This window comes from Streptomyces sp. NPDC033270 (assembly GCF_055576575.1).
In genome coordinates, this window is sequence record NZ_JBVIRA010000027.1 from 49,989 (window position 1) to 76,018 (window position 26,030).

Here is a 26,030-nt window from a genome sequence, read left to right on the forward strand (position 1 = left end):
CGTCGCGGCGGGGACGTAAGCCGCCGCGACGGCCGTTGCCGTCAGGCCTTCAGCCGGCTGCCCATCCACTGCAGGGCCGCCGGAATCTCGCGGCGCCAGGTGTTGAAGTTGTGGCCACCGCTGTCGAGGATGATCGACGAGATGCGGGTGGGCGACTTCGTCTCCTCGATGAAGCGCAGCGTGTGCTGGTAGTTGCTCTCGCCCTGCTTGCTGCTGGTGACCAGCAGGTTCACCGGCGGAGCGGGCATGTGGCGCTGCCGCCACAGCAGGTTGTTCTCCAGCTCCAGCCGCTTGCTGCCGCCGAAGAGGGGGCCGGTGGTGGCGTCCAGCGGCGCCCTGTACGAGCCGGAGAGCGAGACCGCGGTGGAGTACGCCTCGGGGTGGCGCATGGTCATCTTCAGTGCGCAGTAGCCGCCGGTGGAGTCGCCCATGACTCCCCAGTTCTTGGCCTCGCGACCTATTCGGTAGTGCTCGGCGATATCCGCGCGCAGATCCTTGGTGAAGAACGTCTCGGTCTGCGGGCCGTTCGGTATGTCGACGCACTCGGTGTCGCGGGGCGGCGCCACGGTCGGCCGCATCATCACCAGGACGGTCGGCTGCATCTTGCGGTGTTTGAGCAGCTCGTGCTGGGTCTGCGGGAAATGCAGCTTCTTGTACAGGGCCTCCGCCGTGCCGGGGTAGCCCGTGAGCACCAGCGCCGCCGGGAATTTCTTGTTCGCGTATTTCTTCTGGAAGTACTGCGGCGGCAGATACACGAATGCGGGGCTGGCGATCTTGGAATGCTCGCCCTGGATCAGCACCTTGTCGATACGGCCGGCGGCCGCGGGCCGGGAGCCGTTCTGGACGCTGATGCGCTCGGTGCCCAGCATCCGCAGCTTGGTGCCGTTCGGCCCGCTCTGGTAGTTCGTGACCACGCCCGGCTCCTGCTCCTGGCCGAGGAGGTCGGCCCAGGACGCGTAGAAACCGAAGGAATTGTTGGCGGACAGGCCGACCGCGGCGAACACGGAGAGCTGGGTCGCCAGCAGGAGCCCGACGCGTCCCAGGACGGCGCGCCAGTTCCCCTTGGACAGGCGCGGCCAGAGCCAGATGGTGAGGATGAAAAGTGCCACCGCGACGAGGACGGCAAGAAGCAGCACTTTCTTGCTGGTGAGACCCATGAGGTGCTTTCTTCCGGGCGGCCGGGCCATCCCGTGCCGCTATGGGAACCCCGAGCCCTGAAACGCCGTCATACAGGGCGCAAAAAGTCCAGATGCTGCGACAAGGCTCGCACGTTCTCTCGACCGGGGCGACGGGAAAGTGATGTCTGACAGGCTAGATGGCGAAAAGTCGGGGAAGGTTGCGTGGCGCACGCCACGCTGGCTCCGTGGCCCGCGGCCGGAGTCGGTGCCGGGGGTCGTCGGAACGGCCGGAGTGGTCGTCGGCCTGTTGAACCTGGCCGCCGGGGTGTTTCCGCGGTTCCGGCACAGCCGGGTGCACGCCCTCGCCGAGGTGCTGCCGGGCGCGGTGAGCCCGCTGGCGGCCGCCGCCTCCATTGTCGTCGGCATCCTGCTGCTCCTGCTGGCCCATGGACTCAAACGGCGTAAGCGGCGGGCCTGGGGCGCGGCCGTGGCGCTGCTCCCGGTGGGGATCGCCGCCCAGCTGGTGTACCGCCACTCCGTCTTCGGAGCGCTGCTCTCGCTGGCGCTGCTGGTGTTCCTGGTGTGGCACCGGCGGGAGTTCGCGGCGCTGCCCGATCCCCGCAGCCGCTGGAAGGCGGTGGCCAACCTCGTCGTCCTCGGCGGGGCCGGCTTCGCCATCGGCATGGTGATCGTCAGCTCCCACCCCCACAAGATCGTCGGCTCGCCGTCCTTCTGGGAGCGCGCCCAGCACGTCCTGTGGGGCCTGTTCGGCTTCGAGGGCCCGGTCGGCTACACCCACCAGGTCGACTACACCGTCGGCTACTCGCTCGGCGCGCTGGGCCTGCTGACCGTGGCCACCACCGCCTACCTCGCCTTCCGCCCCGAGCACCCGGCGGCCCGGCTGACCGACGAGGACGAGGGGCGGCTGCGCGAGCTGCTCGCCCGCCACGGCGCCCGGGACTCGCTCGGCTACTTCGCGCTGCGCCGCGACAAGGGCGCGGTCTTCTCCCCGTCGGGCAAGGCCGCGGTCTGCTACCGGGTCATCTCCGGCGTGATGCTCGCCAGCGGCGACCCGATAGGGGACGTCGAGGCCTGGCCGGGCGCCATCGAGCGCTTCATGGAGGAGGCGCGGGCGCACTCCTGGACGCCGGCGGTCACCGGCTGCAGCGAGACCGGCGGCCAGGTGTGGACCCGGGAGACCGGCATGGACGCCCTGGAGCTCGGCGACGAGGCCATCGTGGACGTGGCCGACTTCACCCTCTCCGGGCGCGCGATGCGCAACGTGCGGCAGATGGTCAAGCGCATCGAGCGCAACGGCTACGAGACCCGGGTGCGAAGGGTGCGCGATCTGGACCCGGCCGAGCTGGACCGGATCCAACAGGCCGCGAACGCCTGGCGGGACACCGACACCGAACGCGGCTTCTCCATGGCGCTGGGCCGGATCGACGCGGTGGCCGACGGCGACGCGGTGATCGCCACCGCGCACCTGCCCGTCGCCGAGGGCGAGGAGCCCGGCCCCTACGGCGATCTGAAGGCGATGCAGCACTTCGTGCCGTGGGGCGACAACGGGATCTCCCTGGAGCTGATGCGGCGTGACCGCGGCGCCGACCCCGGCATGAACGAGCTGCTGATCGTCGCCGCGCTGCAGGCCGCACCCGACCTCGGCATCAAGCAGGTGTCGCTGAACTTCGCGGTCTTCCGCTCCTCCCTGGAGCGCGGGGAGAAGCTCGGGGCCGGTCCGGTCATCCGGGTCTGGCGGGGAATGCTGATCTTCCTGTCCCGCTGGTACCAGATCGAGTCGCTCTACAAGTTCAACGACAAGTTCCGGCCACGCTGGGAGCCCCGCTTCGTGGTCTTCCGCAACAGCCGTGACATCCCGCGCATCGGTCTGGCGGCGCTGCAGGCCGAGGGCTATCTGGAGCTGCGCCTGCCGCGCGTACTGCGCCGCGGGAACGCCGCCGAGCCCCGGCCGTGCGTGCACACGGTGGAGCCGGTCCACGCGGCGGGCGCGGTCGAGCGGGCGGCCTGACGGGCGCCCGGCCCGGCCGCCCGGGCAGGGCGCGCGCCCCGCGCCACGAGGGCCCGGCGGCGGGCGCGTACCCGCACGCGACGGCCGCAATCCGGCCGGTCGGCACACGGCCTACGCTGGTGCCATGAGTACCTTGCGTGGCCAGGTGGCCGGACTGCCGGACTGGGACCGCTGCGCGGTGATGGGCGTCGTGAACGTGACGCCCGATTCGTTCTCCGACGGCGGCGAGTGGTTCGACACCGAACTCGCCGTCAAACACGGTCTCGACCTGGTGGCGCAGGGCGCCGACATCGTCGACGTGGGCGGCGAGTCGACCCGGCCGGGCGCCGCGCGGGTGGACGAGGCCGAGGAGCTGCGCCGGGTCGTCCCGGTCGTCCGGGAGCTGGCCGCGGCCGGCGCGGTGGTCTCCGTCGACACCATGCGCGCCTCGGTCGCCGAGCAGGCGGTCCGGGCCGGGGCGCGGCTGGTCAACGACGTCAGCGCGGGCGCCGCCGACCCGGCGATGGTGCCGGTGGTGGCCGCCCACCACGTCCCGTTCGTCGTGATGCACTGGCGCGGCCAGTCCATCGACATGAACAACCGCGCCGTCTACGGGGACGTGGTCGCGGAGGTCGTCGAGGAGCTCGCGCAGGCCATGGACCGCGCGGTGTCCGGCGGCATCGACCCGGACCGGATCGTCATCGACCCGGGGCTGGGCTTCGCCAAGGAAGCCGGGCACGACCTGGCGCTGGTCGCCCAACTGGCGCGGCTGCGGGCGCTGGGCCGGCCACTGCTGGTGGCGGCTTCGAGGAAACGGTTCCTGGGCAGGGTGCTGGCAGGTGGCGAGGGAGCCGCCCCGCCGCCGGCCCGGGAGCGGGACGCCGCGACGGCGGCGGTATCGGCGATGGTGGCGCGAGAGGGGGCCTGGGCGGTGCGGGTGCACGAGGTCAGGGCGAGCGCGGACGCGGTACGGGTGGCCCGTGCCGTGGAGGGTGCGGCGGCAGCGTCCGCCAAGGGGGACGCGGCCGGCCCGGCCGCTGACGGAAAGACGGACGGGACGACGGCGACCACGACGGGAGCGGTGTGAGCGGCTTGGGCCCACGGACGGACATCGAGCTGGTCGAGCAGGCGAACACGACCCTGTACGAGACCATCGAGCGCGGCGATCACGAGGCGCTGTCCGAGCTGTGGCTGGACGGTCAGGTGAGTGTGGTCCACCCCGGCTGGCCGGTGTTGCGCGGGCGCGGCGAGGTGCTCCGCTCGTACGCCCTGATCATGGCGAACACCGAGTACATCCAGTTCTTCCTCACGGACGTGGAGATCGATGTCATCGGCGACACCGCGCTGGTGACGTGCACCGAGAACATCCTCAGCGGCGGGCCCGCCGAGGACGACGGCTCGGTGGGGCCGCTGATCGGCCAGCTGGTCGTCGCGACCAACGTCTTCCGGCGCACGGAGGACGGCTGGCGGGTGTGGTCGCACCACGGCTCGCCGGTGCTGGCGGACCGCGAGGACGAGGAGGACGAGGAAGGGGACGGCGAGGGCGACGAGGACGCCCTGTGAGCTAAGTCCTCGCGCGTGCCGGGTGCGTACGCCCGCTGAGCGGGCCGTCCCGGGCGCAACGGCGTTTCCACGGGCCCGGGCGGGGCGGCGTGTGAGCCTTGCCATGGCCGCCCGCCCTTGCGCTCACGGCGATGGCCTGCGCAAAGCGTCAGCGGCGGGCGTCAGCCGTCCGGGCGGGGGCGCACCCGTTCGAGCCAAGTGCGGCACGGGTAGGGGTGGGGCGTGGGCAGGGGGGTAAGAGGCCGCGCGGACGATCTCCCGGCCCGCGGGGCGCGCCGCGCCTAGCAGCAGGTCGGGGTCTTGTCCATAGCCCCCGTGGGCGAGGACTGTCGGTGCTCGAAGGTAGATTCGATGGCGGGGCAGTGTTGCCGGATCGCTCCGGCGCCTGCCCGGAACCGACGATCAGTGGCGCCAGAGGTGCCGTGGACCAGTGGGAGTGATTCGCGTGGATCGTGTCGCGCTGCGTGGGCTGAAGGCCCGGGGCCACCACGGGGTTTTCCCCCGTGAGCGCGAGGAAGGCCAGACCTTCATCGTCGACCTGGTCCTCGGTCTGGACACCCGCCAGGCGGCTGCCTCCGATGATCTCGCGAAGACCGTGCACTACGGGGTCGTGGCCGAGGAGGTGGTGGCCGTCGTGGAGGGCGAGCCCGTCGACCTCATCGAGACCTTGGCGGAGCGCATCGCCGACCAGTGCCTCAAGCACGCGGGCGTGCAGGAAGTGGAGGTGGTGGTGCACAAGCCGGACGCGCCGATCACCGTCCCCTTCGACGACGTGACCATCACCATCACTCGGAGCCGAGTATGAGCAGCAGTGACCCGACCGTACAGCCGGTGCCCGCCTCGGTGGTGGAGCAGGTTGACGCCGCCGACGTGACGCTCTCCAACCCCAAACGCGCCGTGATCTCCCTCGGCAGCAACCTCGGCAACCGCCTGGAGACCCTCCAGGGGGCCGTCGACGCGCTGGAGGACACCCCTGGTCTGCGGGTCAAGGCGGTCTCCCCGGTGTACGAGACCGAGCCGTGGGGCGTGGCACCGGGCAGCCAGCCGTCGTACTTCAACGCCGTGGTGCTCATCAAGACGACGCTGCCGCCGGACTCCCTCCTGGAGCGCGGACACGCGATCGAGGAGGCCTTCGAGCGGGTCCGCGACGAGCGCTGGGGCCCGCGCACCATCGATGTGGACATCCTCGCCTATCAGGACGTCCTCTCCGACGACCCGCGGCTGACGCTGCCGCACCCGCGCGCCCACGAGCGGGCGTTCGTGCTGGTGCCGTGGCACGACATCGACCCGGAAGCGGTGGTCCCCGGGCGCGGCGCGGTGGCCGAACTTCTCGCGTCGATCGGCCACGCCGGCGTGGCGCCGCGGGCGGATCTGGAACTGCGGCTGCCGGAGTAGCCGTTAGGGTTGCGGGTCGGTTCCCTGCGGGAGGCATGCGTACGGAACGGACAGCGCGGCCATAACGGCAAGATGGTCGTGACGGCAGGGATGGTCATGACGGTGCGAGGGGCGATCGCTCGGTGAAGCAGCTACACATCAAGGTGCTGGTCGGGCTGTTTCTGGCGGCCGGGGTGCTGGCCTGGGGCGGCGCCCGGCTGTGGGACTCGTTCGGGACGTTGCCCAGCGTGCCGGTGGCCGCGCCGATCGTGCTGGCACTGATCGCCGCGGTGCTCGCCGCCACCGCCCTCTCGCTCCGCTCGCGGCTGCGCGCCCAGCGAGAGCGCCGGCCCGGCGCGAAGGGCGTCGATCCGCTGGTGGCCGCCCGGGCGGTGGTCTTCGGGCAGGCGAGCGCCCTGGTGGCGTCGCTGGTCGCGGGTCTCTACGGCGGCGTCGGCGTCTTCATGCTGACCGCCGGGCTCGATGTCGCACCGCGCCGGGACCAGGCGATCTACGCCGGTCTGTCGGTGCTCGCCGGGGCGGCGGTGGTCGCCGCGGCGATCTTCCTGGAGCGGGTCTGCAAGCTTCCCGACGACGAGGGAAACGGCGGGGTGGACGCCGCGGTGTGACGTCGCGGCCGCCGCGATCCGCCGTCGGCCGCGGTCAGGCTCCCGCGCCCGGGACCGTGTCGAGCAACACCTCGCCGCGCGGGAGGTTCCCGGCGTCCGCGGCGGTGGACCGGCGCAGCGCGCCGTGCAGCCCGGCAGGCGTCAGGACACCCAGATGGCGCTCTCCGTCGCGGACCGCGACCCAGCCGGCGTCGTGCCGCAGCATCGCGCTGAGCGCGTCCTTGAGCGGAGCGCCGAGCGGCAGCCAGGCGTCCATCCGCCGGGCGTGCTCACGGACAGTGCCCCCGGAGGCGGCCTTGTCGAGACCGCGGCCCGCCGGCGGGCCGCCCGCCGCTCCCGTGAGCGCCGCGGCCGCCACCCAGCCGTACGGTGATCCGTCGGCCTGAAGGACGACCGCCCAGGGCGCGCCCTCGGAGGTCAGCCGCTCGGCGGCGCGGGCCGCGGGATCGTCGAGGCGGACGACCGGCGGCTGTTCGAGATCACCGGGGTCGACGGGCGTGACGGAGAGCCGCTTCAGGCCCCGGTCCGCGCCGACGAACCGGGCGGCGTACGGGGTCGCCGGCGCGCCCAGCACCGTCGCGGGGGTGTCGAACTGCTCGATGCGCCCGGCCCCGTAGACCGCGATCCGGTCGCCGAGCCGGACCGCCTCCTCGATGTCGTGGGTGACGAACAGGACCGTCTTGCGGAGCGTGGACTGCAGCCGCAGGAACTCGTTCTGGAGGTGCTCGCGGACGACCGGGTCGACGGCGCCGAAGGGCTCGTCCATCAGCAGCACGGGCGGGTCGGCGGCGAGCGCGCGGGCCACGCCGACGCGCTGGCGCTGGCCCCCGGAGAGCTGGTCGGGGTAGCGGTCGCCGTACGTCGACGGGTCCAGGCCGACCAGGTCGAGGAGTTCGGCGGCGCGGGCCCTGGCCTTGCCGCGCGGCCGGCCGAGGAGGTGCGGGACGGTGGCGGTGTTGTCCAGGACGGTCCTGTGGGGGAAGAGCCCGACCTGCTGGATGACGTAGCCGATGCGGCGCCGCAGCTGGACCGGGTCGATGGTGGATATGTCCTCGCCGTCGAGGTGGATGCGGCCGCTGGTGGGCTCGACGAGGCGGTTGACCATCTTCATCGTGGTGGTCTTGCCGCAGCCCGAGGGGCCGACGAGCGTGACGAGTTCCCCCTCGGCGACCTCGAAGGTGAGGTCGTCCACGGCTTTCGTACCGTCGGCGTAGCTCTTGGTGACGTGCTCGAAGCGGATCATGGTTTCCCCTTGTCGACGGGCCCATTGTGGCCGGGGCCCTGTGAACGCGGTGTTGCGCGCGGATGGCGATGCAGCCGGTGAGCTGCGGGGCCGGGCCGATTGTCAGTGGCGGGGTTTAGGGTCGCAGAAAGCCACCGCAAAGGTGTGCGACAGGGACGGGGGAGGTGACGAGCCATGAGCGGCAGTGCCGCCGGGCCGAGCTGTCTGGTGACGAACGACTGGATCTGTGGTGAGTATCTGCGCACCCGCAGCCAGGAGTTGGTGGACGCGACGGTCCAGCACCTCGGCATCACCGCCGTGTCCGTGGCGATCGGCCTGCTGATCGCCTTTCCGCTGGCGCTGCTCGCCCGGCACCGCCGGGGCGCGGCCGGGCCGGTCCTGGGGCTGACGACGGTGCTGTACACGGTCCCGTCGCTGGCGATGTTCGCGTTGCTGACACCGGTGTTCGGGGTCTCGGCGGCGGTGGTCGTCACGGGCCTGGTGCTGTATTCGCTGACGATCCTGGTGCGCAACATCCTCGCCGGTCTGCAGGCGGTGCCCGCCGAGGTGCGGGAGGCCGCCCGCGGGATGGGGTACGGCTCCGCACGGCTGCTGTTCGAGGTGGAGCTCCCGCTGGCGCTGCCCGCGGTGGTGGCCGGCCTGCGGATCGCGACGGTCTCGACGGTGGCGATGACGACCGTCGGCTCCGTCGTCGGATACGGCGGCCTGGGGAATCTCATATCCAGCGGCATGGAGGGCTTCTTCAAGGCGGAAGTGCTGACGGCGTCGGTGCTGTGCGTGCTGCTGGCGCTGGCGGCCGATGTGCTGCTGATGGGCCTTCAGCGGCTGCTGACGCCCTGGACGCGGGCGCAGGCGCGGGCGACGTCCCGTGCGCGGCGCGGCGCACGGACGGCGAAGGCGGTGGGCTGAGCATGGGGGCGATCGCGGATGCCTGGCAGTGGCTGACGACGGCGGCCAACTGGGCGGGGGAGAAGGGGGTGTGGCATCGGCTGGCCGAGCATGTCTGGCTCAGCGGGCTGTGCCTGCTCCTCGCCTGCCTGATAGCCCTGCCGCTGGCGCTGTATCTGGGGCACATCGGCAAGGGCGGGGCCCTGGCGGTCAACCTCTCCAACGTGGGGCGCGCGGTACCGACGTTCGCGGTGCTGGTGCTGCTGACGCTCAGTCCGCTGGGGCGGCACGGGGACTGGCCGACGATCATCGCGCTGGTGCTGTTCGCCGTACCGCCGCTGCTGACCAACGCCTATCTGGGCATGCGGGAGGCGGACCGTGACGTGGTCGAGGCGGCGCGTGGGATGGGGATGTCGGGGCCGCAGCTCCTGGTGCGGGTCGAGATACCGCTCGCCTACCCGCTGATCATGACCGGCCTGCGGTCGGCCACGGTCCAGGTGGTGGCGACCGCGACGCTGGCCGCGCTCGCCGGCGGCGGGGGCCTGGGCCGGATCATCACCGCCGGCTTCGGCAACTACGACACCGCCCAGGTCGTCGCGGGCGCCGTGCTGGTGGCCGTGCTCGCCCTGGCCGTGGAGGGCGTACTCGTCCTCGCGGAGCGGCTCCTGGACCCGATGCGGGGGCGGCGCCGCGCCGCGCGGACGGCCTCGCGTACGACCGGGGGCGCGGGCGAGGGGCGCAGCCGCGGCACACCGGCATCGGCACCCGCCCCGTAGGGACCGAAGCCGGCCGACGTCCCCGACCGCCTCGACCGGTCCGGCCGCGCGCCCTTGCCGACCCGGCACGACCTGACCCGACCACGACCCGACCGCCCCGATCACAACCTGACCGACCCGAACCCGACCGGACCACGAACCGAACCCGACCCGGCCGGACCCGAGCTGATCCGAACGGACTGAATGGTGGCATCCATGAGCAGCAAGTCGCGCGCGGCCCGGACCGCGCTTGTCGCGGGCACCGTCGTCGCGCTGGCGGCCGGACTGGCCGCGTGCGGTGGCCAGAGCCTGGAGGAGAAGGGCGGCGGCGACGGCAAGGGAGGCAAGGGCGAGCTCGTCATCGGCTCGGCCGGTTTCACCGAGTCGAAGGTGCTCGCCGAGATATATTCCAAGGTCCTCGCCGACGCCGGATACCGCACCCGGGTGCAGACGCTCGCCAATCGCGAGCTGTATGAACCGGCCCTGGAGAAGGGCCAGATCGATGTGGTTCCGGAATACGCCTCCACGCTCGCCGAATTCCTCAACGCGAAGAAGAACGGCAGCAAGGCGAAGCCCGTCGCCTCCAGTGACGTCGACAAGACGGTGGCGGCGCTGAAGAAGCTCGCCGGGCCGCGCGGACTCAAGGTCCTGCCCGCGGGCGGGGCGACGGATCAGAACGCGTTCGCGGTCACCAAGGAATTCGCCGCCGAGCACAAGCTGAAGACCCTCTCCGACCTCGGCAAATCGAAGCAGAAGATCAAACTCGCGGCGGGCGAGGAGTGCGAGACCCGGGTGTTCTGCAAGCCGGGCCTGGAGCGGACGTACGGCATCGACATCACGGGCCTGGACCCCAAGGGAGTCGGGACCCCGCAGGCCAAGCAGGCGGTCAAGGACGGCACCGACCAACTGGTGCTCACCACGACCACGGACGCCACGCTCGACAACTTCGACCTGGTGCTTCTCAAGGACGACAAGAAGCTCCAGAACGCCGACAATGTGCTGCCGGTGGTGAATGCCAAGAGCGCAGGTGGCAAGGAGATCGAGGCCGCCCTCGGGAAGCTCGCGAACGCCCTGACGACCGAAGATCTGATCGACCTGAACCGCAAGGTGGATGCCGAGCGGCTCAAGCCCGCGGATGTCGCGCAGGCGTTTTTGGAGTCCAAGGGGCTGGCCAAGAAGTAACCAGCGGGAAACGGATTGGCGGGCGGGGCCCCATAGGTCCCGCACGCACGGTAAGTTTCTGGCCATGCCACGAGGACGCCACCGCCATTCACCACCCCTCCACCGGCTGCTTCCTCCCTCGACGGTCGCCGGTGCGTCAATCGCCTGCGCCGCGGGCGCGTGGTTTGTCGGCGACGATCTGGTGCAACGGGTGCTCGCCGCGGGCGCGGCAGCCGCCGCACTGACCGGCGCCGTCCTGCTGCGGAGCTGGGACCGCAAGGCCGGCCGACGGGTCGCCGAACTCACCCGCGCCCGGGTGCGCGACGAGTGGCGCACCGAGGAGCGGATAGCCGAGCTCGAAACGGACGTCGAGGAGTCCCGCGAGCTCCGCGCGGCCCTGGACACCAAACTGCGCGCCAAGCGTGCCGAATTGGCCCGGCTGCGCAGCGAGCACGCCGAGCTGCTGCGCCGCTACGCCACCGCCGAGACCGAGCGGGCCAGCGCCCTGGAGGGCCGCCGGCTGCTCGCCATAGAGGCCGCCGCCCCGACCAGGGCGCTGCCGGCCGTCGCCGGGCCCGTCCCGGCCCAGCGCGAGCCCGCCACACCCCCGGGCCGCCCGGCCGCGGACCGCCAGGGCCCGACCCCCGCCCTGTACGCGCGGGCCGACCGGGCGCTGGGCCAACTGGCCCGTAACGCCGCCCGGCAGCGCGCCGCCCAAAACGGCCACACCGCCCCCAGCGCCCAGAGCGCCCAGGACGGTGAGAACAGCCGGGGGAACAGCCGGGCGGCCGCCGCCGAGCGCACGGGCGAGGCACGCCACGCCCGTACGGCCACCGCCGCCGGACCCGCGCTCCGCCCCGTCCCGGCCACCGCCACCGCCGTCGCCCCGCACCGCCCCACCGCCTCGCGCGAACTGGGCGGCTTCGACTTCTTCGGCAACGCGGCTGCCGCCGGCCCCCGGGAGCTGCCCGCGCCGCTGGAGGACGATCTGGCGGACGTCGTCGGCGACGAGGCGCTCGCGGAGCAGTCGGCCCGCGCCAAGGCCCGTGTGGCGCGTACAGAGGCGCGCAAGGAGGCTCGTGCGGAGCTGACCGCGGGGCGCGCCGGGACGGACGGCGAGGAGGCCGCCGAACCGGTCGCGGACGGCGAGACCACCACCGGCGCGGGCGAGGTCATCGACCTCACCGCGCACGACGAGACCGAACAGCTCGACCTCGGCGCGCTGCGCACCGCGATGTCCTGACCACCTCGGTCGCCACATCCGGCAGTTCGGCCCCGGAGCCCTCACAGGCTCCGGGGCCGAACGCTTTCCGACGGTCTGGGCTCCCGCGACCCCCGTCCACAGGGTGTGGACGAGTCGCCCGCCGCCTACTTGTCGATGTCGCCCACGACGAAGAAGAGCGACCCGAGAATCGCCACCATGTCGGCGACCAGCGTCCCCGGCAGCAGCTCCACCAGCGCCTGGATGTTGTTGAACGACGCCGAGCGCAGCTTGAGGCGGTAGGGGGTCTTGTCGCCCTTGGAGACGAGGTAGTAGCCGTTGATCCCCAGGGGGTTCTCGGTCCAGGCGTACGTCGTGCCCTCGGGCGCCTTCAAGACCTTGGGGAGCCGCTGGTTGATCGGCCCCGCTGGCAGCTCGGCGATCCGGTCCAGGCAGGCATCGGCGAGATCGAGCGCGTTGTGGCTCTGCTCCAGCAGGCACTCGAAGCGCGCCAGGCAGTCGCCCTCCTGCCGGGTGACGACCTTGAGCGTGGACTGCAGCTCCCCGTACGCCAGGTACGGCTCGTCGCGCCGCAGGTCGAAGTCGACACCGGAGGCGCGGGCGATCGGCCCGGAGACGCCGTACGCGTGCACCGTCTCGGGCGCGAGCACGCCGATCCCCCGCGTACGGCCGCGGAAGATCTCGTTGCCCAGGACCAGGTTGTCGAAGACGTCCATCCGGGAGCGCACATCGGCGACGGCGTGCCGGGCCCGGCCGAGCCAGCCGGCCGGCAGGTCCTCCTTGAGACCGCCGACGCGGTTGAACATGTAGTGCATCCGGCCGCCGGAGATCTCCTCCATGACGGTCTGGAGCTCCTCGCGCTCACGGAACGCGTGGAAGACGGGGGTGATACCACCCAGCTCCAGGGGGTAGGAGCCGAGGAACATCAGATGGTTCAGCACGCGGTTCAGCTCGGCCAGCAGCGTCCGCACCCACACCGCGCGCTCGGGCACCTCCATGCCCAGCATCCGCTCGACGGCCATCACCACGCCCAGCTCGTTGGAGAACGCCGACAGCCAGTCGTGCCGGTTGGCGAGCATGATGATCTGGCGGTAGTCGCGCGCCTCGAAGAGCTTCTCCGCGCCGCGGTGCATATAGCCGATCACCGGCTCGGCGTGCTGGATCCGCTCGCCGTCCAGGACGAGGCGAAGCCGCAGCACACCGTGCGTCGAGGGATGCTGCGGGCCGATGTTCAGCACCATGTCGGTGCTCTCCGCCGCGCCGCCGATGCCGACCGTCGTCTCCGTCATGGGAACAGTCTCGCAGCACCCGGTCCACGCCTCTCAGGTGTCCCACCCCTTGAGCCGCTCAGGCCTCCCGCCCCGTGAGCAGTCCCGCGCACTCCCCGCCCACCGGCTCCAGGAGCCAGCCGAAGCCGCCCAGGCCCGCCGGGTCGGTCAGCTCCGCCGCCGCACCCGCCGCGCTCAGCGCCCGCAGGTAGGCGCCCGGGTCCGTACCGGCCAAGGCGAGCGGCGGGCGCCGGCCGTCCACCCCCAGGGCGCGCAGCGCCTCGCGCTGGGTCAGCCGCTCCGCCGACGGGCCGGCGCAGGCGTCCAGCGCGACATGGGCGGTGAGGTCGCAGCTGCCGTCCGGGACGGGGTGCACCTCGCGGCCGTCGCGGAAACCGGTGAGGGTGCCGAAGAGCGGGCGGCCGCCCCGTTCGTGGGCGTAGTCGGCGGCGACCGCGAGCCCGGCGCGCAGCGAGCGGACCGCCCGCGCCCAGGCCTGGTCCCGGGGACGGCCGATTTCGGCGCGCAGCCCGGGGGAGGGGGCATCGGCCGTGGCGTCCTCGGAGGCGCTCAGCGGAGGTGCCCACCACCGGCGCAGCCACTCCGCGTCCGCCCCGTCGACCGGCTCGCCCAGCCGCTCGGTGCCGTCGGCGCGGACCAGGACCCGGCGCGGCACGCCGTCCGCATCCGTCTCGACGACGTCGACCGGCACGTTGTCGAGCCATTCGTTCGCGAACAGCAGCCCGGTGACCGAGCCGGGGGCGGGCAGCTCGGCCAGCCAGCCGATCCGCCGGTCCAGGCCCTCGGGGCGGGCGGCGCGCTCCACGGCGTACGGACGCAGCCGTGCGGCGACCTCGTCGGGCAGCGCGGCCAGCACCCCGGTCAGCAGCTCGCCGCGCCCGGCGCCGACGTCGATCAGCGCCAGCTCGTCCGGGTGGCCGAGTGCGGCGTCGACGCGGCACAGGAGCGTGGCGACCGCACCGGCGTAGAGCGGAGAGGCATGGACGGAGGTACGGAAGTGGCCGGCCGGGCCGGGGCCGCCGGGCCGGGTGTAGAAGCCGTCGTCCGCCCCGTACAGCGCCCGCTCCGTCGCGTCCCGCCAGCCGCACCACTCGTTCGTCACCTGCCCCACGGTACGGGCGGGCTCGGGCGCCCGGCCGACGGGGAGACCTGGGGACCGCGGATCGGCTCGCGGGGCGACGACGGGGACCGGCCCAGGCGGAGAAGCGGATCGGCCCAGGCGGAGAAGCGGCTCGGCCACGCGGAAACCGCGAGGAGATGTGGAGATCGTCCTCCGGTCCACCACATTCGGCGCAGAGAGTCTCCACCTTGCGGAGTAGGCCGGTCGCCCAGGATCGCTCCTCCGGTTGACCCGTACACCTATCCGGCCTGCCTACGCTGGGTTACGTGCAGCGCCTCTACGACTTCCTCCGCAGGAACCCGACGGGAGTGGACACCTTCTGGGCCGTCCTCCTCCTCGGGTTCAGCGGGCTGTGGCTCGCGGCCGAGACCTCGGGCACCGAGCAGATCATCGCTGCGATCTTCACAGTCGGCCTGTGCCTCGTCATCGCGCTGCGCCGCAAGGCGCCCGTGAAGATGCTGCTGCTGACGGCCGCCATCGGCGTCGGCCAACTGGTCTTCGCCATCCCGACCAACCCAGGTGACTTCGCGATGTTCGTGATCACCTACACCGTCGCCTCCGGCCCCACCATCCCCCGCTGGGCCTCCCGCTGCGCGCTCGCCGGCGCCCTCCTGGGCCCCGCTCTGTCCCTGTGGCGCTTCTCCGAGGGGCCCACCAGCCGGCCGGTGTGGGAGATGGCGTTCTTCACCGCGCTGCTCACCGTGCCCTTCGTGCTGGCCTGGGTGCTCGGCGACTCCATGCGCACCCGCCGCGCCTACTGGGCGCAGCTGGAGGAGAAGGCCGCCCGGCTGGAGAAGGAGCGCGAGGCGCAGTCCCGGATCGCGGTCGCCGCCGAACGCGCCCGGATCGCCCGCGAGCTGCACGACGTCGTCGCCCACAACGTCTCGGTGATGGTCGTCCAGGCCGACGGCGCCGCCTACGTCCTGGACACCGCCCCCGAACAGACCCGCCAGGCCCTGGAGACGATCTCCGGCACCGGGCGCCAGGCACTGGCCGAGATGCGCCGACTGCTGGGCGTACTGCGCACCGGCGAACAGCCCGAGAGCGGCGAGTACGTCCCCCAGCCGGGCGTCGAGCAGCTGAGTGATCTCATCGACCAGGTGCGCGGCGCCGGACTCCCGGTCGACTTCCGGGTGGAGGGCGAAGCCCGCCCGCTGCCCAGCAGCGTCGAACTGACCGCGTACCGCATCGTCCAGGAAGCGCTCACCAACACCCGCAAGCACGGCGGCCCCGATGTCGGATCCACCGTCCGCCTGGCCTACAAGGACGACGAACTCGACCTGCTCGTCGAGGACGACGGACGGGGCGCCCAGCACGAGCTCTACGAAGAGGGCGGCGCGGACGGCCTCGGGCACGGCCTGATCGGCATGCGCGAACGGGTCGGCATGGTCGGCGGCAGCCTGACCGCGGGCCCGCGACCGGGCGGCGGCTTCCGCGTCACCGCCGTACTGCCGCTCAAACCGGAGCGGTGAGCACCGTCGGCAGGCCGCCACGGCCCGCCACGGTCCGCGCCGCCGACGCACCCGCCCCGCCCACCGCCTCGACCCCGTTACGCTCGGCCGCCCCACTCTCCTGCCTGAAGGGATCCCCACGCCATGACCATCCGCGTGATGCTCGTCGACGACCAGGTGCTGCTGCGCACCGGCTTCCGGATGGTGCTGGCCGCGCAGCCCGACATGGAGGTCGTCGCCGAGGCGGGTAACGGAGTGGAGGCCCTGGAGGTACTGCGCTCCACCAAGGTCGACGTGATCCTCATGGACGTCCGCATGCCGCATCTGGACGGGGTGGAGGCCACCCGCCGGATCTGCGAGGGCGGGCAGAAGGAGGGCGCCCCGAAGGTGCTCATCCTGACCACCTTCGACCTGGACGAATACGCCTTCTCCGCGCTGAAGGCCGGCGCCAGCGGCTTCATGCTCAAGGACGTGCCGCCCAACGAACTGCTCGCCGCCATCCGGGCGGTGGAGAGCGGCGACGCGGTCGTCGCGCCGTCCACCACCCGCCGGCTCCTCGACCGCTTCACGCCGATGCTGCCCGCCACCGCCGCCGAGCCGTCCCGGCCCGAGCTGGAGCGGCTGACCGAACGCGAGCGGGAGGTGCTGCTGCTGGTCGCCCAGGGCCTGTCGAACGGTGAGATCGCGGCCCGGCTGGTGCTGTCGGAGGCCACCGTCAAGACCCATGTCGGCCGGATCCTCACCAAACTGAGCCTGCGCGACCGGGTCCAGGCAGTGGTCCTCGCCTACGAGACGGGGCTGGTACGGGCGGGCGGGTCAGGCGGAGCGGGCGCGTAGCGGAGCGGACGCGGAGCGGGCTCCCTCAACGCAGCACGCCTTCAAGGAAGTCGCTTCCCAGCCGGGCCACCACCTGGAGGTCCAGCTGGTGCAGCACATAGCGCCCACGGCGCCGCGTCTGGATCAGCCCGGCCTTCTTCAGCATCGCGACATGACGTGACACCTCCGGCGGGGTGATGCCGTACGCGTTCGCCAGCTCCCCCGTCGTGTGCGGCCCCCGCGACAGCGTGCGGCACAGCTGCATCCGCATCGGGTGCGCCAGCGCCTCCAGCCGCTGCTGTACGAGTTCCAGCGCGGCCGGCGCCGGCAACTCCGGGCTGGCGACCGGGTACTGGATCACCGGACGCCACCCCGGCGCATGGCTGAACACCAGATGCGGCCAGCCGAACGACGTCGGCAGGAACGTCACGCCGGGGTCCGCGGGGCTCGCATACGCCGTCGTACGGCCGCTGGCCAGCTTGTCGATCATGATGCGTACGCCGCCGCTGCCGTCCTGCGCCTCCTCCAGCGACAGCGCCGCCGACGTCGCGGGCAGCGTCTCGGCCAGGCCCTTGCGGCGCAGCAGCTCGGTCTTGTGCCGGGCGTCCGCGGCCAGTTGGATGCCCACCCGCCGCCAGATGTCCCCGAAGAACGCCTCCTCGCAGTCCTCGAACAGCCGGCGCAGCCACACCCGCAGACCGTCGGGATCGGTCAGCATCCGGTCGGTGAAGGCCGCCTGCCGGGGGCCCCGCGCGGCGGCCATCTCCCGTACGCGCGCCCGCTCGTCCGCGTCGACGAGGGGCGACGGGGTGGGGTGGGTGTACTTCGCCGAGCAGGAGATCTCGAACGCGGCGGCCACGAACCGCTCGTCGTCGATCTTGTCCAGCTCGTCCAGGTCCTCGGCCAGCGTCGCCCCGGGACGGGCCGGCAGCAGGAGGTCGGAGCGCGAGGAGCGCCACAGGAAATCCGCCTCGCACAGCCGGTCGGCGAGGTCGGTCTTCAGCGCCGCGTTGGTGGCGGTGACCCAGCCGTGCAGCCCGGGGTGGTGCCCCGGCTCGGACAGCGCGTGCAGCGCGGCGCTCAGCTCCGCCAGGGGCGAGGGGGAGAAGACGATGCGCTCCGACGGCAGCCCGGTGATGTCGATGACGTTGGCCATGAACCCATCATGCGCGAGCCCGCGACCTGCACGGTCGTCGATTGACGGCTCCCGTCAATCGACGCGCCCCGGCATGCCCGAGCGCCCCACAGTGGGAGCCATGGACGCCATGCAGCAGCACCTCCTCGACACCTATCGCGCCGCCCAGCGAGCCGAAGCCACCCCACCCGCCCCGGGCCTCCACACCGTCCGCACCGCCCACGAGATCCGCCGGTGGCGACGCTTCCAGGCCGTGGTCCTCGGAGCGCAGGGGGTGGGGCTGGGGCGGATCCGGCGGGCCGTACGCGCAGCCGTCCCGGGCTTCCCCCGCCCCCGCCCCCGCCCCGCCCCCCACCCCCTCGCCCCCACCCCGGCCGAGAACCGCTCGTCGCAGTCGACCACCCGAGACGGCAACGGCTTGCTCCGCGCCTAGGGGGCCCGCTGGGCCAGAGCCGGACCAGCGGGCCAGCGCTCCGGACTAGACCCCAGCGCTCCGGCGCCCAGGCCCCAGCGCTCCGGCACCGGCGCCGGAGCGGCTCTAGGCACCCCCGAGCCGATGCCCCCGGCTCCGCGCGACGCGCAATGGGGTCGCCATCCGTCGAGAGCAGGTAACACGGCCTTCCGCCTGGGCTTGACCAAGGGAGCAGGCGTGGACACATCTCTAGGAGGTCTAGAGATCGCCAGGAGGGCAGCGCCGCCATGGTTGGCCAGGACAAGCAGTCGCCCAAGTACCAGCGGATCGCCGAGTCTTTGAAGCAGGCCATCGCCTCAGGCGCATAGCAGCCGGGCGATCGCCTGCCCGGCGAGAACGATCTGATGGCCGAGCACGGCGTCGCGCGGATGACGGCGCGTCAGGCTCTGGGAGTGCTGCGTTCCGAGGGGCTGGCCGAGTCGCGTAAGGGCGCTGGAGTGTTCGTGCGGAGTTTCCGGCCGATCCGGCGGCGCGGGGTTCCTCGCCCGGCGCGGGAGCGCCGGGGGCGCCGGGCAATCGGTCTGGTCGGCTGATGTGCCCGATCGGGACCTGGTGGTGGATGAAGCCACCATCGGCGAAGAGCGGGCGGGCGATTCCCTTGCGGCGCGGCTCGACATCGCGCCGGGTGCGGCTGTCTGTGTACGCAGGCGTCGCTTCGTGCTCGACGGGAAACCCGTGCTGCTCTCCACGTCCTTCCTCCCGGCCGATCTGGTGGCAGGGTCGGCGATCACCCAACCCGATAGCGGGCCTGGCGGCATTTACGCCCGGCTCGCGGAACTGGGTGCGGGACCGGTGCGCTTCCGGGAGGAGGTGCGGGTCCGCATGCCCTCGACAGACGAGGCCGAGCGGTTGCGTTTGCCCTCCGGCACGCCTGTGATCCTCATCAGCCGTACGGCGGTGACCGAGGAGGGGCACGCGGTTGAGGTCAACGAGATGACGCTCGACTCGTCGGCCTATGTGCTGGAGTACGACTTCGACGCGTGAGCCGGTCCGTCCGCCGAGTCCGCAGCCGCGGGGGTCGGGCCGCCGGAGGCCAGAGCGTCGGGTCGCGTGGCGCGCCGCGTGCTCTGGGATGCCGGGGCGTGACTCGGTACCTGCCTCGGTCGTGTCCGGGACGAAGTCCGTGCCGATGCGGCCCGGTCCGTGTCCGTGCGGCCCGGCCCGTTGTTAGGAGGCCGTCCCCGTCACCCTCCTCACATAGCCCATGAACTCCGCGACCGCCGTTCGGACGTCCGTGGCGGTCCACTCCATGGCGGAGGCGGCGACCGTCATCTCTGTCATCGCCACCCCGGGCGGCCCGGCCAGATCCGGCTCGAACCATTTGCGGAACACCGTCGTCCTGGTCTCCTCCGCCTGCCGGACCACGGCCTCGTTCAGCGCCGCGGGCGGGTACGGCAGCCACAGCTGGAACTCGTGGGTGTGCGGAACCTGTGGGTGCACCCTGAACCACGGCACACCCGCCTCGGCCAGACCGTCGCGCAGCGCCCGCGCCACGACCTCGGCGTGCGCCACGTACCCGGGCAGCCGTGGCAGCTCGTGGTCCAGGCCGGCCAGAGCGGCCAGTGCGGTCGGCCACTGCTGGAACAGTTGGCCGCCGTATCGGTGCCGCCAGGCGCGCGCCTCCGCCACGAAGTCCTCGCTGCCGGCGAGCGCGGCGCCCGATATGCCGCCGAGCGACTTGTAGTACGAGACGTACACGCTGTCCGCGAGGGCCGCGATCTCCGGGAGGGAGCGGTCGAAGTGCCGGCCGCACTCCCACAGCCGTGCCCCGTCGAAGTGCACCACCGCATCGCGGTCCCGGGCCGCCGCCACCACAGCGGTCAGCTCCTCCCAGGCGGGCAGCACGAACCCGGCGTCGCGCAGCGGGAGTTCGAGCGCGAGGGTGCCGAACGGCTCCTGGAGGTCGTATATCTCGGCGGCGGTCGGCAGCCGGGGAGCGCCGGTCGGATGCACCATGCGCAGCCCGCTGACCACCGCATAGGCATCGCGCTCATGCACCTCCAGATGGGAGCGGGGGTGACCGGCGACCGTCGCGTTGCCCGTACGCCCCGCCCAGCAGCGCAGCGCCACCTGCTGGGCCATCGTGCCGGTCGGGAAGAAGGCGGCGGCCTCGGTGCCCAGGATTTCGGCCGTCCGGCGCTCCAGCTCGCCGACTATGCCGTCGCCGTTGCCGTAGACATCGATCCAGTCGTCCAGGTCGTATGCGGCGGGAGCGTCGGCCACCAGGCGCTTCAGCCGCTCGCGGACGGTCTCGACGGGCGCCCCGCCCGGCAGCACCCGCTCCGAGCCGCGGAACGCCGCGAGCATCCGCTCCCGCTCGACCGGTGCGCCGCCGGCGTCCCGCGCAGATCCGTCCGGAGCGCCGTCCCCTGCTTGCGTCATGTGCTTCATCGGTCCCCCTGCCGTGCTCTGTCCGCTGCCTGCCTGCCCTTTTCCCGCGCCTTCCGCGCGCCGATGCACTGATCATGACCTAGCCCGTCGCGGGCCCGCGACCCCTGTGGATAACTCTCGCGAGAGACCCCCGTCTCACCCTCCGTACAGCACGGAAGCACGCCGGAAGCACTCGCGTAGCATGGCGAGGAATCGTCCGGTACCCCCCGCGGACTGGAACGGAAGGCCATCGCCGCGTGAACGCAACCACACCCATCGAGGCCCAGGACCGCCCCGCCCGGCTGACCGTCGGAGTCGTCGGCGCAGGCCGTGTCGGGCCCGCCCTCGCCGCGTCGCTGCAGCTCGCAGGGCATCGCCCGGTAGCCGTGTCGGGAGTCTCCGACGCCTCCGTACGGCGTGCCGCCGAGCTGCTGCCCGACGTCCCGCTGGTCACCCCGGCCGAGGTGCTCGCCCGCGCCGACCTCGTCCTGCTGACTGTTCCCGACGACGCCCTCGCGGGCCTGGTGAGCGGGCTTGCGGAGACCGGCGCCGTACGGCCGGGCCAACTGCTGGTGCACACCTCGGGGCGCTACGGGACGGCGGTGCTGGACCCGGCCACCCGGGCCGGTGCGCTGCCGCTCGCCCTGCACCCGGCCATGACGTTCACCGGCACCTCCGTGGACGTCCAGCGGCTGGCCGGCTGCTCTTTCGGGGTGACCGCCCCCGACGAGCTGCGGATGGCCGCCGAGGCGCTGGTCATCGAGATGGGCGGGGAACCCGAATGGATCGCGGAATCCTCCCGTCCGCTCTACCACGCGGCGCTCGCGATCGGCGCGAACCACCTGGTCACGCTCGTGGCCCAGTCGATGGAGCTGCTGCGCGACGCGGGCGTGCAGGCCCCGGACCGGATGCTCGGCCCGCTGCTCGGCGCGGCGCTGGACAACGCGCTGCGCTCCGGTGACGCGGCGCTGACCGGACCGGTCGCGCGTGGTGACGCCGGCACCGTGGCCGCCCATGTCGCCGAGCTGCGCCGGCACGCGCCGCAGAGCGTCGCGGGCTATCTCGCCATGGCCCGTACGACCGCGGACCGGGCGCTCGCCCACGGCCTGCTGAAGCCGGAACTGGCCGAGGACCTCCTCGACGTGCTCGCGGACGCCGGCGACGGCCCCGGCCCCGCCTCCGGCGCAGCCGCCCCCGGCACGACCGGCCAGGGCTCCGGCGCCCCCGGCACGACCGGCCACGGCTCCGACGCCCCCGGTACGGCCGCCCCGGACCCCGGCGCCCCCGGGCCGTGCCCCGACACCCCCGGCACCCCGGAACAAGGCCCCGACACCCCCGACCACGGCCCTGAAGGAGACGACCGGTGACCTCCTCGCCCGTGAGCCCGACGCCGGCACCGCAGCCGTCCCCGGACCCCGCACCGGCGCACCCCGCCCCCCTCCTGCACACCGCCGCCGCGCTGCGCGACCTGCCGCGCCGAGGCGGCGCTCGCGCCGTCGTCATGACCATGGGGGCGCTGCACGAGGGACACGCCACCTTGGTCCGCACCGCCCGCCGCCGGGTCGGGCCGGACGGTCAGGTCGTCGTCACCGTCTTCGTCAATCCGCTGCAGTTCGGGGCGGGCGAGGACCTGGACCGCTACCCGCGCACCCTGGACGCGGATGTCGAGCTGGCCGTGGCGGCCGGCGCGGATGTGGTCTTCGCCCCGTCCGTGGAGGAGGTCTACCCGGGCGGCGAGCCGCAGATCCGGATCGCCGCGGGCCCCATGGGCACCCGCCTGGAGGGCGCCAGCCGCCCCGGCCACTTCGACGGTGTGCTCACCGTCGTCGCCAAGCTGCTGCATCTGACCGCGCCGGACCTCGCGTTCTTCGGCCAGAAGGACGCCCAGCAGCTCGCCGTCATCACGCGGATGGCGGCCGACCTGAATTTCCCCGTCGAGATCGTCGGCGTCCCCACGGTGCGCGAGGACGACGGCCTCGCCCTCTCCAGCCGCAACCGCTACCTGTCCACCCCGGAGCGGCGCACCGCGCTGGCGCTGTCCGCCGCCCTGTTCGCGGCCCGCGACCGGCTCACCGCCGAGGAGGCGCTGCGCGCCCGCGCCGCCTTTGCCGGCCACCCGGCACAGGACCGCTCCGCGGCGCTGGCCGCGATCGGCGAGGACCGCGCCGCCGCCGACGCGCACGCCGTCGCCTACGCGGCCGCCGGCCCGCCGCACGGGCCGTCCGTGGCGCGCGCCGCGGCCCGCGCGGTCCTGGACGACGCCGCCCAGCTCGATCCGCCGCTCGCGCTCGACTACCTGGCACTGGTCGATCCGTCGGACTTCACCGAGATCCCGGACGGCTACCAGGGCGAGGGCATCCTCGCGGTGGCCGCCAAGGTGGGCACCACGCGCCTCATCGACAACATCCGTCTCGTCTTCGGAGCCTCGCCCCCACAGGACGAGGCCGCCCACCGGGCAGCGCCCCGCTCCGGCGGGACGACGCCGGCCCCCGGCGCGTCCGCCACACCCGCCACACCGCCCACCACCCCCCAAGGCCCCCTCGGAGCGACCCGATGACCGCCACCGGAACAGGCCCTGCCACCGGAGCAGGCACCGACCCCGTACCAGGCACCGGCATACGTCTGAACGCCCCCGCCCCCGGCTGGTCCATCGAGGCGGACGTCGTCGTCGTGGGTTCCGGCGTGGCCGGGCTGACCGCCGCCCTGCGCTGCGCCGCGGCCGGCCGCCGGACCGTCGTCGTCACCAAGGCCCGCCTGGACGACGGCTCCACCCGTTGGGCGCAGGGCGGCGTAGCGGCGGCCCTGGGCGACGGCGACACCCCCGAGCAGCACCTTGCCGACACCCTGGTCGCGGGCGCCGGACTCTGCGACGAGGTGGCCGTACGCACCCTGGTCACCGAAGGCCCGGACGCCGTCCACCGGCTGATCGGCACCGGTGCGCGCTTCGACACCGCACCGGGCAGCGACGAGATAGCGCTCACCCGTGAGGGCGGCCACCACCGCAGCCGTATCGTGCACGCCGGCGGCGACGCCACCGGGGCCGAGATCTCCCGCGCGCTGGTCGAGGCGGTCCGCGCCGCCGGACTGCGCACCATCGAGAACGCCCTCGTCCTGGACCTGCTCAAGGATGCCGAAGGCCGAACCTCCGGCGTCACCCTGCACGTCATGGGGGAGGGCCAGCACGACGGCGTCGGCGCCGTCCACGCCCCCGCCGTGGTCCTCGCCACCGGAGGCATGGGGCAGGTCTTCTCCGCGACCACCAACCCGGCAGTCTCCACCGGTGACGGCGTGGCCCTCGCCCTGCGCGCCGGCGCCGAGGTCTCGGACCTCGAATTCGTGCAGTTCCACCCCACGGTCCTGTACTTGGGCCCGGGAGCGGAGGGCCAGCAGCCGCTGATCTCCGAGGCCGTACGGGGCGAGGGCGCACACCTCGTCGACGCCGACGGCACCCGCTTCATGGTCGGCCGGCACGAGCTGGCCGAACTGGCGCCGCGCGACATCGTCGCCAAGGGCATCACGCGCCGCGCCCAGGAGCAGGGCACCGACCACATGTACCTGGACGCCCGGCACTTCGGCGCGCGGATGTGGGAGCAGCGCTTCCCGACGATCCTGGCGGCCTGCCGTTCCCACGGCATCGACCCCGTCACCGAGCCGATCCCGGTCGCGCCCGCCGCGCACCACGCCTCCGGCGGAGTCCGCACCGACCTGCACGGCCGGACGACCGTGCCCGGCCTGTACGCGTGCGGCGAGGTCGCCTGCACCGGCGTGCACGGCGCGAACCGGCTGGCCTCGAACTCCCTCCTGGAAGGGCTGGTGTTCGCGGAGCGGATCGCCGCCGACATCACCGCCCGCCCGGTCCGTACGCCCGGGCCGCCCGTCACCCCGGAGGGCCCGTGCGCACCGCTGCTCGCCCCCGAGGAACGGACCACGATCCAGCGGGCCATGACCGCGGGCGCCGGAGTGCTGCGGTCGGCGCAGAGCCTTACGGAGGCGACCAAGGCGCTCCTCCGGCTGCAGCGCCAGGCCGACGGCCCGGATGCGGCCGGCGCCGAGGACGCGGCCGGCGTCGAGGACCACAAGGCGGTCGAGCCCGGCGTGGAGGGGTGGGAGACGACCAACCTCCTGCTCGTCGCGCGGGTGCTGGTGGCCAGCGCCCGGGCCCGCGAGGAGACCCGTGGCTGCCACTGGCGCGAGGACTTCCCCGAAAGCCGGGACGACCTCTACCGGCACCACTACATGGTCACCTACCGCCCGCCCCACACCGTGGCCATCAGCGGCATATCCGACTCGCCCAACTTCCCCGCCACCCTTCCCGAAACGGAGCCGAACCCGTGAGCACGCCCGAAGACCTCCCCCTCCTCCAGATCGGCGGGCCCACCGGCGGCGCCCCCACCGGCGGAGGCTGCGGCGACGCCTGCGGCTGTGCCGGCGGCCCGTACGAGATCGACCCGCTGACCTGCGGCCTCGACCCCGACCTGGCCGCCCTCCTGGTGAATGCCGGCCTGGACCCCGTACAGGTCGAGGACATCGCGCACCTCGCCGTCGAGGAGGACCTCGACCAGGGCGTGGACGTCACGACGGTGGCCACCGTCCCCGAAGACGCGGTCGCCACCGCCGACTTCACGGCCCGCGAGGCCGGTACGGTCGCCGGGCTGCGGATCGCCGAGGCGGTGCTGTCCATCGTGTGCACCGACGAGTTCGCCGTCGAGCGGCACGTCGAGGACGGCGACCGGGTCGAGGCCGGCGCCAAGCTGCTGTCCGTCACCACCCGCACCCGCGATCTGCTCACCGCCGAGCGCAGCGCGCTGAACATCCTGTGCCGGCTGTCGGGCATCGCGACCGCGACCCGCAGGTGGGCCGACGTCCTCGAAGGCACCAAGGCCAGGGTCCGCGACACCCGGAAGACGACGCCGGGGCTGCGCGCCCTGGAGAAGTTCGCGGTGCGCTGCGGTGGCGGCGTCAACCACCGGATGTCGCTGTCGGACGCGGCGCTGATCAAGGACAACCACGTGGTCGCGGCGGGCGGAGTGGCCGCGGCGTTCACGGCCGTACGGGCCGAGTTCCCCGGTGTGCCGATCGAGGTGGAGGTCGACCGGCTCGACCAGATCCCGCCGATCCTGGCCGAGGGCGCCGACCTGATCCTGCTCGACAACTTCACCCCGGAGCAGACCAAGGAGGCCGTGGACCTGGTGGCGGGCCGCGCGATGCTGGAGTCCTCCGGGCGCCTGACCCTCGCCAACGCCCGTGCCTACGCCGAGACCGGCGTCGACTACCTGGCCGTGGGCGCCCTGACCCACTCCTCCCCGATCCTCGACATCGGCCTCGACCTGCGCGAAGACGAAAGCGACGGCGAGTACGGGGCCGGGGCCGCCGGGGCGGGCTCCGGAGACGACCTGCGCGAGGGCCGCTGACCGCC

23 protein-coding genes and 1 pseudogene are annotated in these 26,030 nt (G+C 72.9%); 18 read left to right on the top strand and 6 right to left on the bottom strand.

The genetic code is table 11. The features are described from left to right. Positions 1-41: 41 nt before the first annotated feature. Entirely contained in the window at positions 42-1,157 is a 1,116-nt protein-coding gene (locus tag ACZ5XZ_RS30975; RefSeq protein WP_468983963.1) for an alpha/beta hydrolase, read from the bottom strand. A gap of 142 nt (positions 1,158-1,299) precedes the next feature. Between ACZ5XZ_RS30975 and ACZ5XZ_RS30980 the strand changes: the two genes are divergently transcribed. The 6 genes from ACZ5XZ_RS30980 (at position 1,300) to ACZ5XZ_RS31005 (ending at position 6,692) form a co-directional block, all read left to right on the top strand. Further along, entirely contained in the window at positions 1,300-3,147 is a 1,848-nt protein-coding gene (locus tag ACZ5XZ_RS30980) for a phosphatidylglycerol lysyltransferase domain-containing protein (RefSeq protein ID WP_468983965.1), read from the top strand. Between the two features lie 124 nt (positions 3,148-3,271). Continuing rightward, positions 3,272-4,213, top strand: a complete 942-nt coding sequence (folP, locus tag ACZ5XZ_RS30985) for a dihydropteroate synthase (protein WP_468983968.1) — start codon at positions 3,272-3,274, stop codon at positions 4,211-4,213. 5 nt (positions 4,214-4,218) lie between these two features. After that, on the top strand, positions 4,219-4,689 hold the full coding sequence (locus ACZ5XZ_RS30990; RefSeq protein WP_468984107.1) for a nuclear transport factor 2 family protein: 471 nt from the start codon (positions 4,219-4,221) through the stop codon (positions 4,687-4,689). Between the two features lie 445 nt (positions 4,690-5,134). Beyond that, complete coding sequence (folB, locus tag ACZ5XZ_RS30995; protein ID WP_384428063.1) at positions 5,135-5,494, top strand: dihydroneopterin aldolase; 360 nt, start codon at positions 5,135-5,137, stop codon at positions 5,492-5,494. Further along, complete coding sequence (folK, locus tag ACZ5XZ_RS31000; RefSeq protein ID WP_468983970.1) at positions 5,491-6,084, top strand: 2-amino-4-hydroxy-6-hydroxymethyldihydropteridine diphosphokinase; 594 nt, start codon at positions 5,491-5,493, stop codon at positions 6,082-6,084. The genes folB and folK overlap by 4 nt, the downstream gene beginning before the upstream one ends. 122 nt (positions 6,085-6,206) lie before the next feature. Next, entirely contained in the window at positions 6,207-6,692 is a 486-nt protein-coding gene (locus tag ACZ5XZ_RS31005; RefSeq protein WP_468983971.1) for a DUF3180 domain-containing protein, read from the top strand. Between the two features lie 34 nt (positions 6,693-6,726). On the opposite strand, the gene ACZ5XZ_RS31010 is transcribed toward ACZ5XZ_RS31005, so the two are convergent. Beyond that, positions 6,727-7,935, bottom strand: a complete 1,209-nt coding sequence (locus tag ACZ5XZ_RS31010) for an ABC transporter ATP-binding protein (protein WP_468983974.1) — start codon at positions 7,933-7,935, stop codon at positions 6,727-6,729. A 174-nt stretch (positions 7,936-8,109) separates the two neighbouring features. Between ACZ5XZ_RS31010 and ACZ5XZ_RS31015 the strand changes: the two genes are divergently transcribed. The 4 genes from ACZ5XZ_RS31015 (at position 8,110) to ACZ5XZ_RS31030 (ending at position 11,982) form a co-directional block, all read left to right on the top strand. Beyond that, positions 8,110-8,844, top strand: a complete 735-nt coding sequence (locus tag ACZ5XZ_RS31015; RefSeq protein ID WP_468983977.1) for an ABC transporter permease — start codon at positions 8,110-8,112, stop codon at positions 8,842-8,844. A gap of 2 nt (positions 8,845-8,846) precedes the next feature. Then, positions 8,847-9,599 (top strand): ABC transporter permease, encoded by a 753-nt coding sequence (locus tag ACZ5XZ_RS31020; protein WP_468983980.1) that lies wholly within the window; start codon positions 8,847-8,849, stop codon positions 9,597-9,599. A gap of 195 nt (positions 9,600-9,794) precedes the next feature. Continuing rightward, complete coding sequence (locus ACZ5XZ_RS31025) at positions 9,795-10,760, top strand: ABC transporter substrate-binding protein (protein WP_468983983.1); 966 nt, start codon at positions 9,795-9,797, stop codon at positions 10,758-10,760. A gap of 64 nt (positions 10,761-10,824) precedes the next feature. After that, positions 10,825-11,982: a hypothetical protein gene (locus ACZ5XZ_RS31030; protein WP_468983985.1), complete on the top strand. Its 1,158-nt coding sequence runs from the start codon at positions 10,825-10,827 to the stop codon at positions 11,980-11,982. A 125-nt stretch (positions 11,983-12,107) separates the two neighbouring features. Here the strand turns inward: ACZ5XZ_RS31030 and ACZ5XZ_RS31035 are convergent, their stop codons facing one another. Together ACZ5XZ_RS31035 and ACZ5XZ_RS31040 are read right to left on the bottom strand one after the other, a co-directional pair. Next, positions 12,108-13,250, bottom strand: coding sequence for an NADH-quinone oxidoreductase subunit D (locus ACZ5XZ_RS31035; RefSeq protein WP_468983986.1), 1,143 nt, complete (start codon positions 13,248-13,250; stop codon positions 12,108-12,110). 58 nt (positions 13,251-13,308) lie between these two features. Then, positions 13,309-14,352, bottom strand: a complete 1,044-nt coding sequence (locus tag ACZ5XZ_RS31040) for an SAM-dependent methyltransferase (protein ID WP_468983989.1) — start codon at positions 14,350-14,352, stop codon at positions 13,309-13,311. A 284-nt stretch (positions 14,353-14,636) separates the two neighbouring features. Between ACZ5XZ_RS31040 and ACZ5XZ_RS31045 the strand changes: the two genes are divergently transcribed. Both ACZ5XZ_RS31045 and ACZ5XZ_RS31050 read left to right on the top strand, forming a co-directional pair. Beyond that, positions 14,637-15,842, top strand: coding sequence for a sensor histidine kinase (locus ACZ5XZ_RS31045; protein ID WP_468983991.1), 1,206 nt, complete (start codon positions 14,637-14,639; stop codon positions 15,840-15,842). 123 nt (positions 15,843-15,965) lie between these two features. Continuing rightward, complete coding sequence (locus ACZ5XZ_RS31050) at positions 15,966-16,658, top strand: response regulator (protein ID WP_468983993.1); 693 nt, start codon at positions 15,966-15,968, stop codon at positions 16,656-16,658. Positions 16,659-16,683: 25 nt separating this feature from the next. On the opposite strand, the gene ACZ5XZ_RS31055 is transcribed toward ACZ5XZ_RS31050, so the two are convergent. Beyond that, a complete protein-coding gene (locus ACZ5XZ_RS31055) occupies positions 16,684-17,793 on the bottom strand; it encodes a DUF5937 family protein (RefSeq protein WP_468983995.1) in 1,110 nt (369 codons plus the stop codon). A gap of 100 nt (positions 17,794-17,893) precedes the next feature. On the opposite strand from ACZ5XZ_RS31055, the gene ACZ5XZ_RS31060 reads away from it, so the two are divergent. Together ACZ5XZ_RS31060 and ACZ5XZ_RS31065 are read left to right on the top strand one after the other, a co-directional pair. Next, on the top strand, positions 17,894-18,205 hold the full coding sequence (locus ACZ5XZ_RS31060; RefSeq protein ID WP_468983998.1) for a hypothetical protein: 312 nt from the start codon (positions 17,894-17,896) through the stop codon (positions 18,203-18,205). Positions 18,206-18,471: 266 nt separating this feature from the next. After that, positions 18,472-19,228, top strand: a pseudogene (locus ACZ5XZ_RS31065) (GntR family transcriptional regulator). 183 nt (positions 19,229-19,411) lie between these two features. Here the strand turns inward: ACZ5XZ_RS31065 and ACZ5XZ_RS31070 are convergent. Continuing rightward, complete coding sequence (locus ACZ5XZ_RS31070) at positions 19,412-20,635, bottom strand: threonine aldolase family protein (protein WP_468984001.1); 1,224 nt, start codon at positions 20,633-20,635, stop codon at positions 19,412-19,414. 236 nt (positions 20,636-20,871) lie between these two features. Here ACZ5XZ_RS31070 and ACZ5XZ_RS31075 point away from each other — a divergent pair, with 236 nt between their 5' ends. The 4 genes from ACZ5XZ_RS31075 to nadC are packed head-to-tail and all read left to right on the top strand — an operon-like array spanning position 20,872 to position 26,025. Beyond that, positions 20,872-21,981, top strand: a complete 1,110-nt coding sequence (locus ACZ5XZ_RS31075) for a Rossmann-like and DUF2520 domain-containing protein (RefSeq protein WP_468984003.1) — start codon at positions 20,872-20,874, stop codon at positions 21,979-21,981. 11 nt (positions 21,982-21,992) lie between these two features. After that, complete coding sequence (gene panC / locus ACZ5XZ_RS31080) at positions 21,993-23,171, top strand: pantoate--beta-alanine ligase (RefSeq protein WP_468984110.1); 1,179 nt, start codon at positions 21,993-21,995, stop codon at positions 23,169-23,171. Further along, complete coding sequence (locus ACZ5XZ_RS31085) at positions 23,168-24,949, top strand: L-aspartate oxidase (protein ID WP_468984006.1); 1,782 nt, start codon at positions 23,168-23,170, stop codon at positions 24,947-24,949. The genes panC and ACZ5XZ_RS31085 overlap by 4 nt, the downstream gene beginning before the upstream one ends. Beyond that, the gene (gene nadC / locus ACZ5XZ_RS31090) at positions 24,946-26,025 is read left to right on the top strand and encodes a carboxylating nicotinate-nucleotide diphosphorylase (RefSeq protein WP_468984008.1); all 1,080 of its coding nucleotides are present in this window, start codon (positions 24,946-24,948) and stop codon (positions 26,023-26,025) included. Before ACZ5XZ_RS31085 ends, nadC begins: the two co-directional genes overlap by 4 nt. Positions 26,026-26,030: the final 5 nt, after the last annotated feature.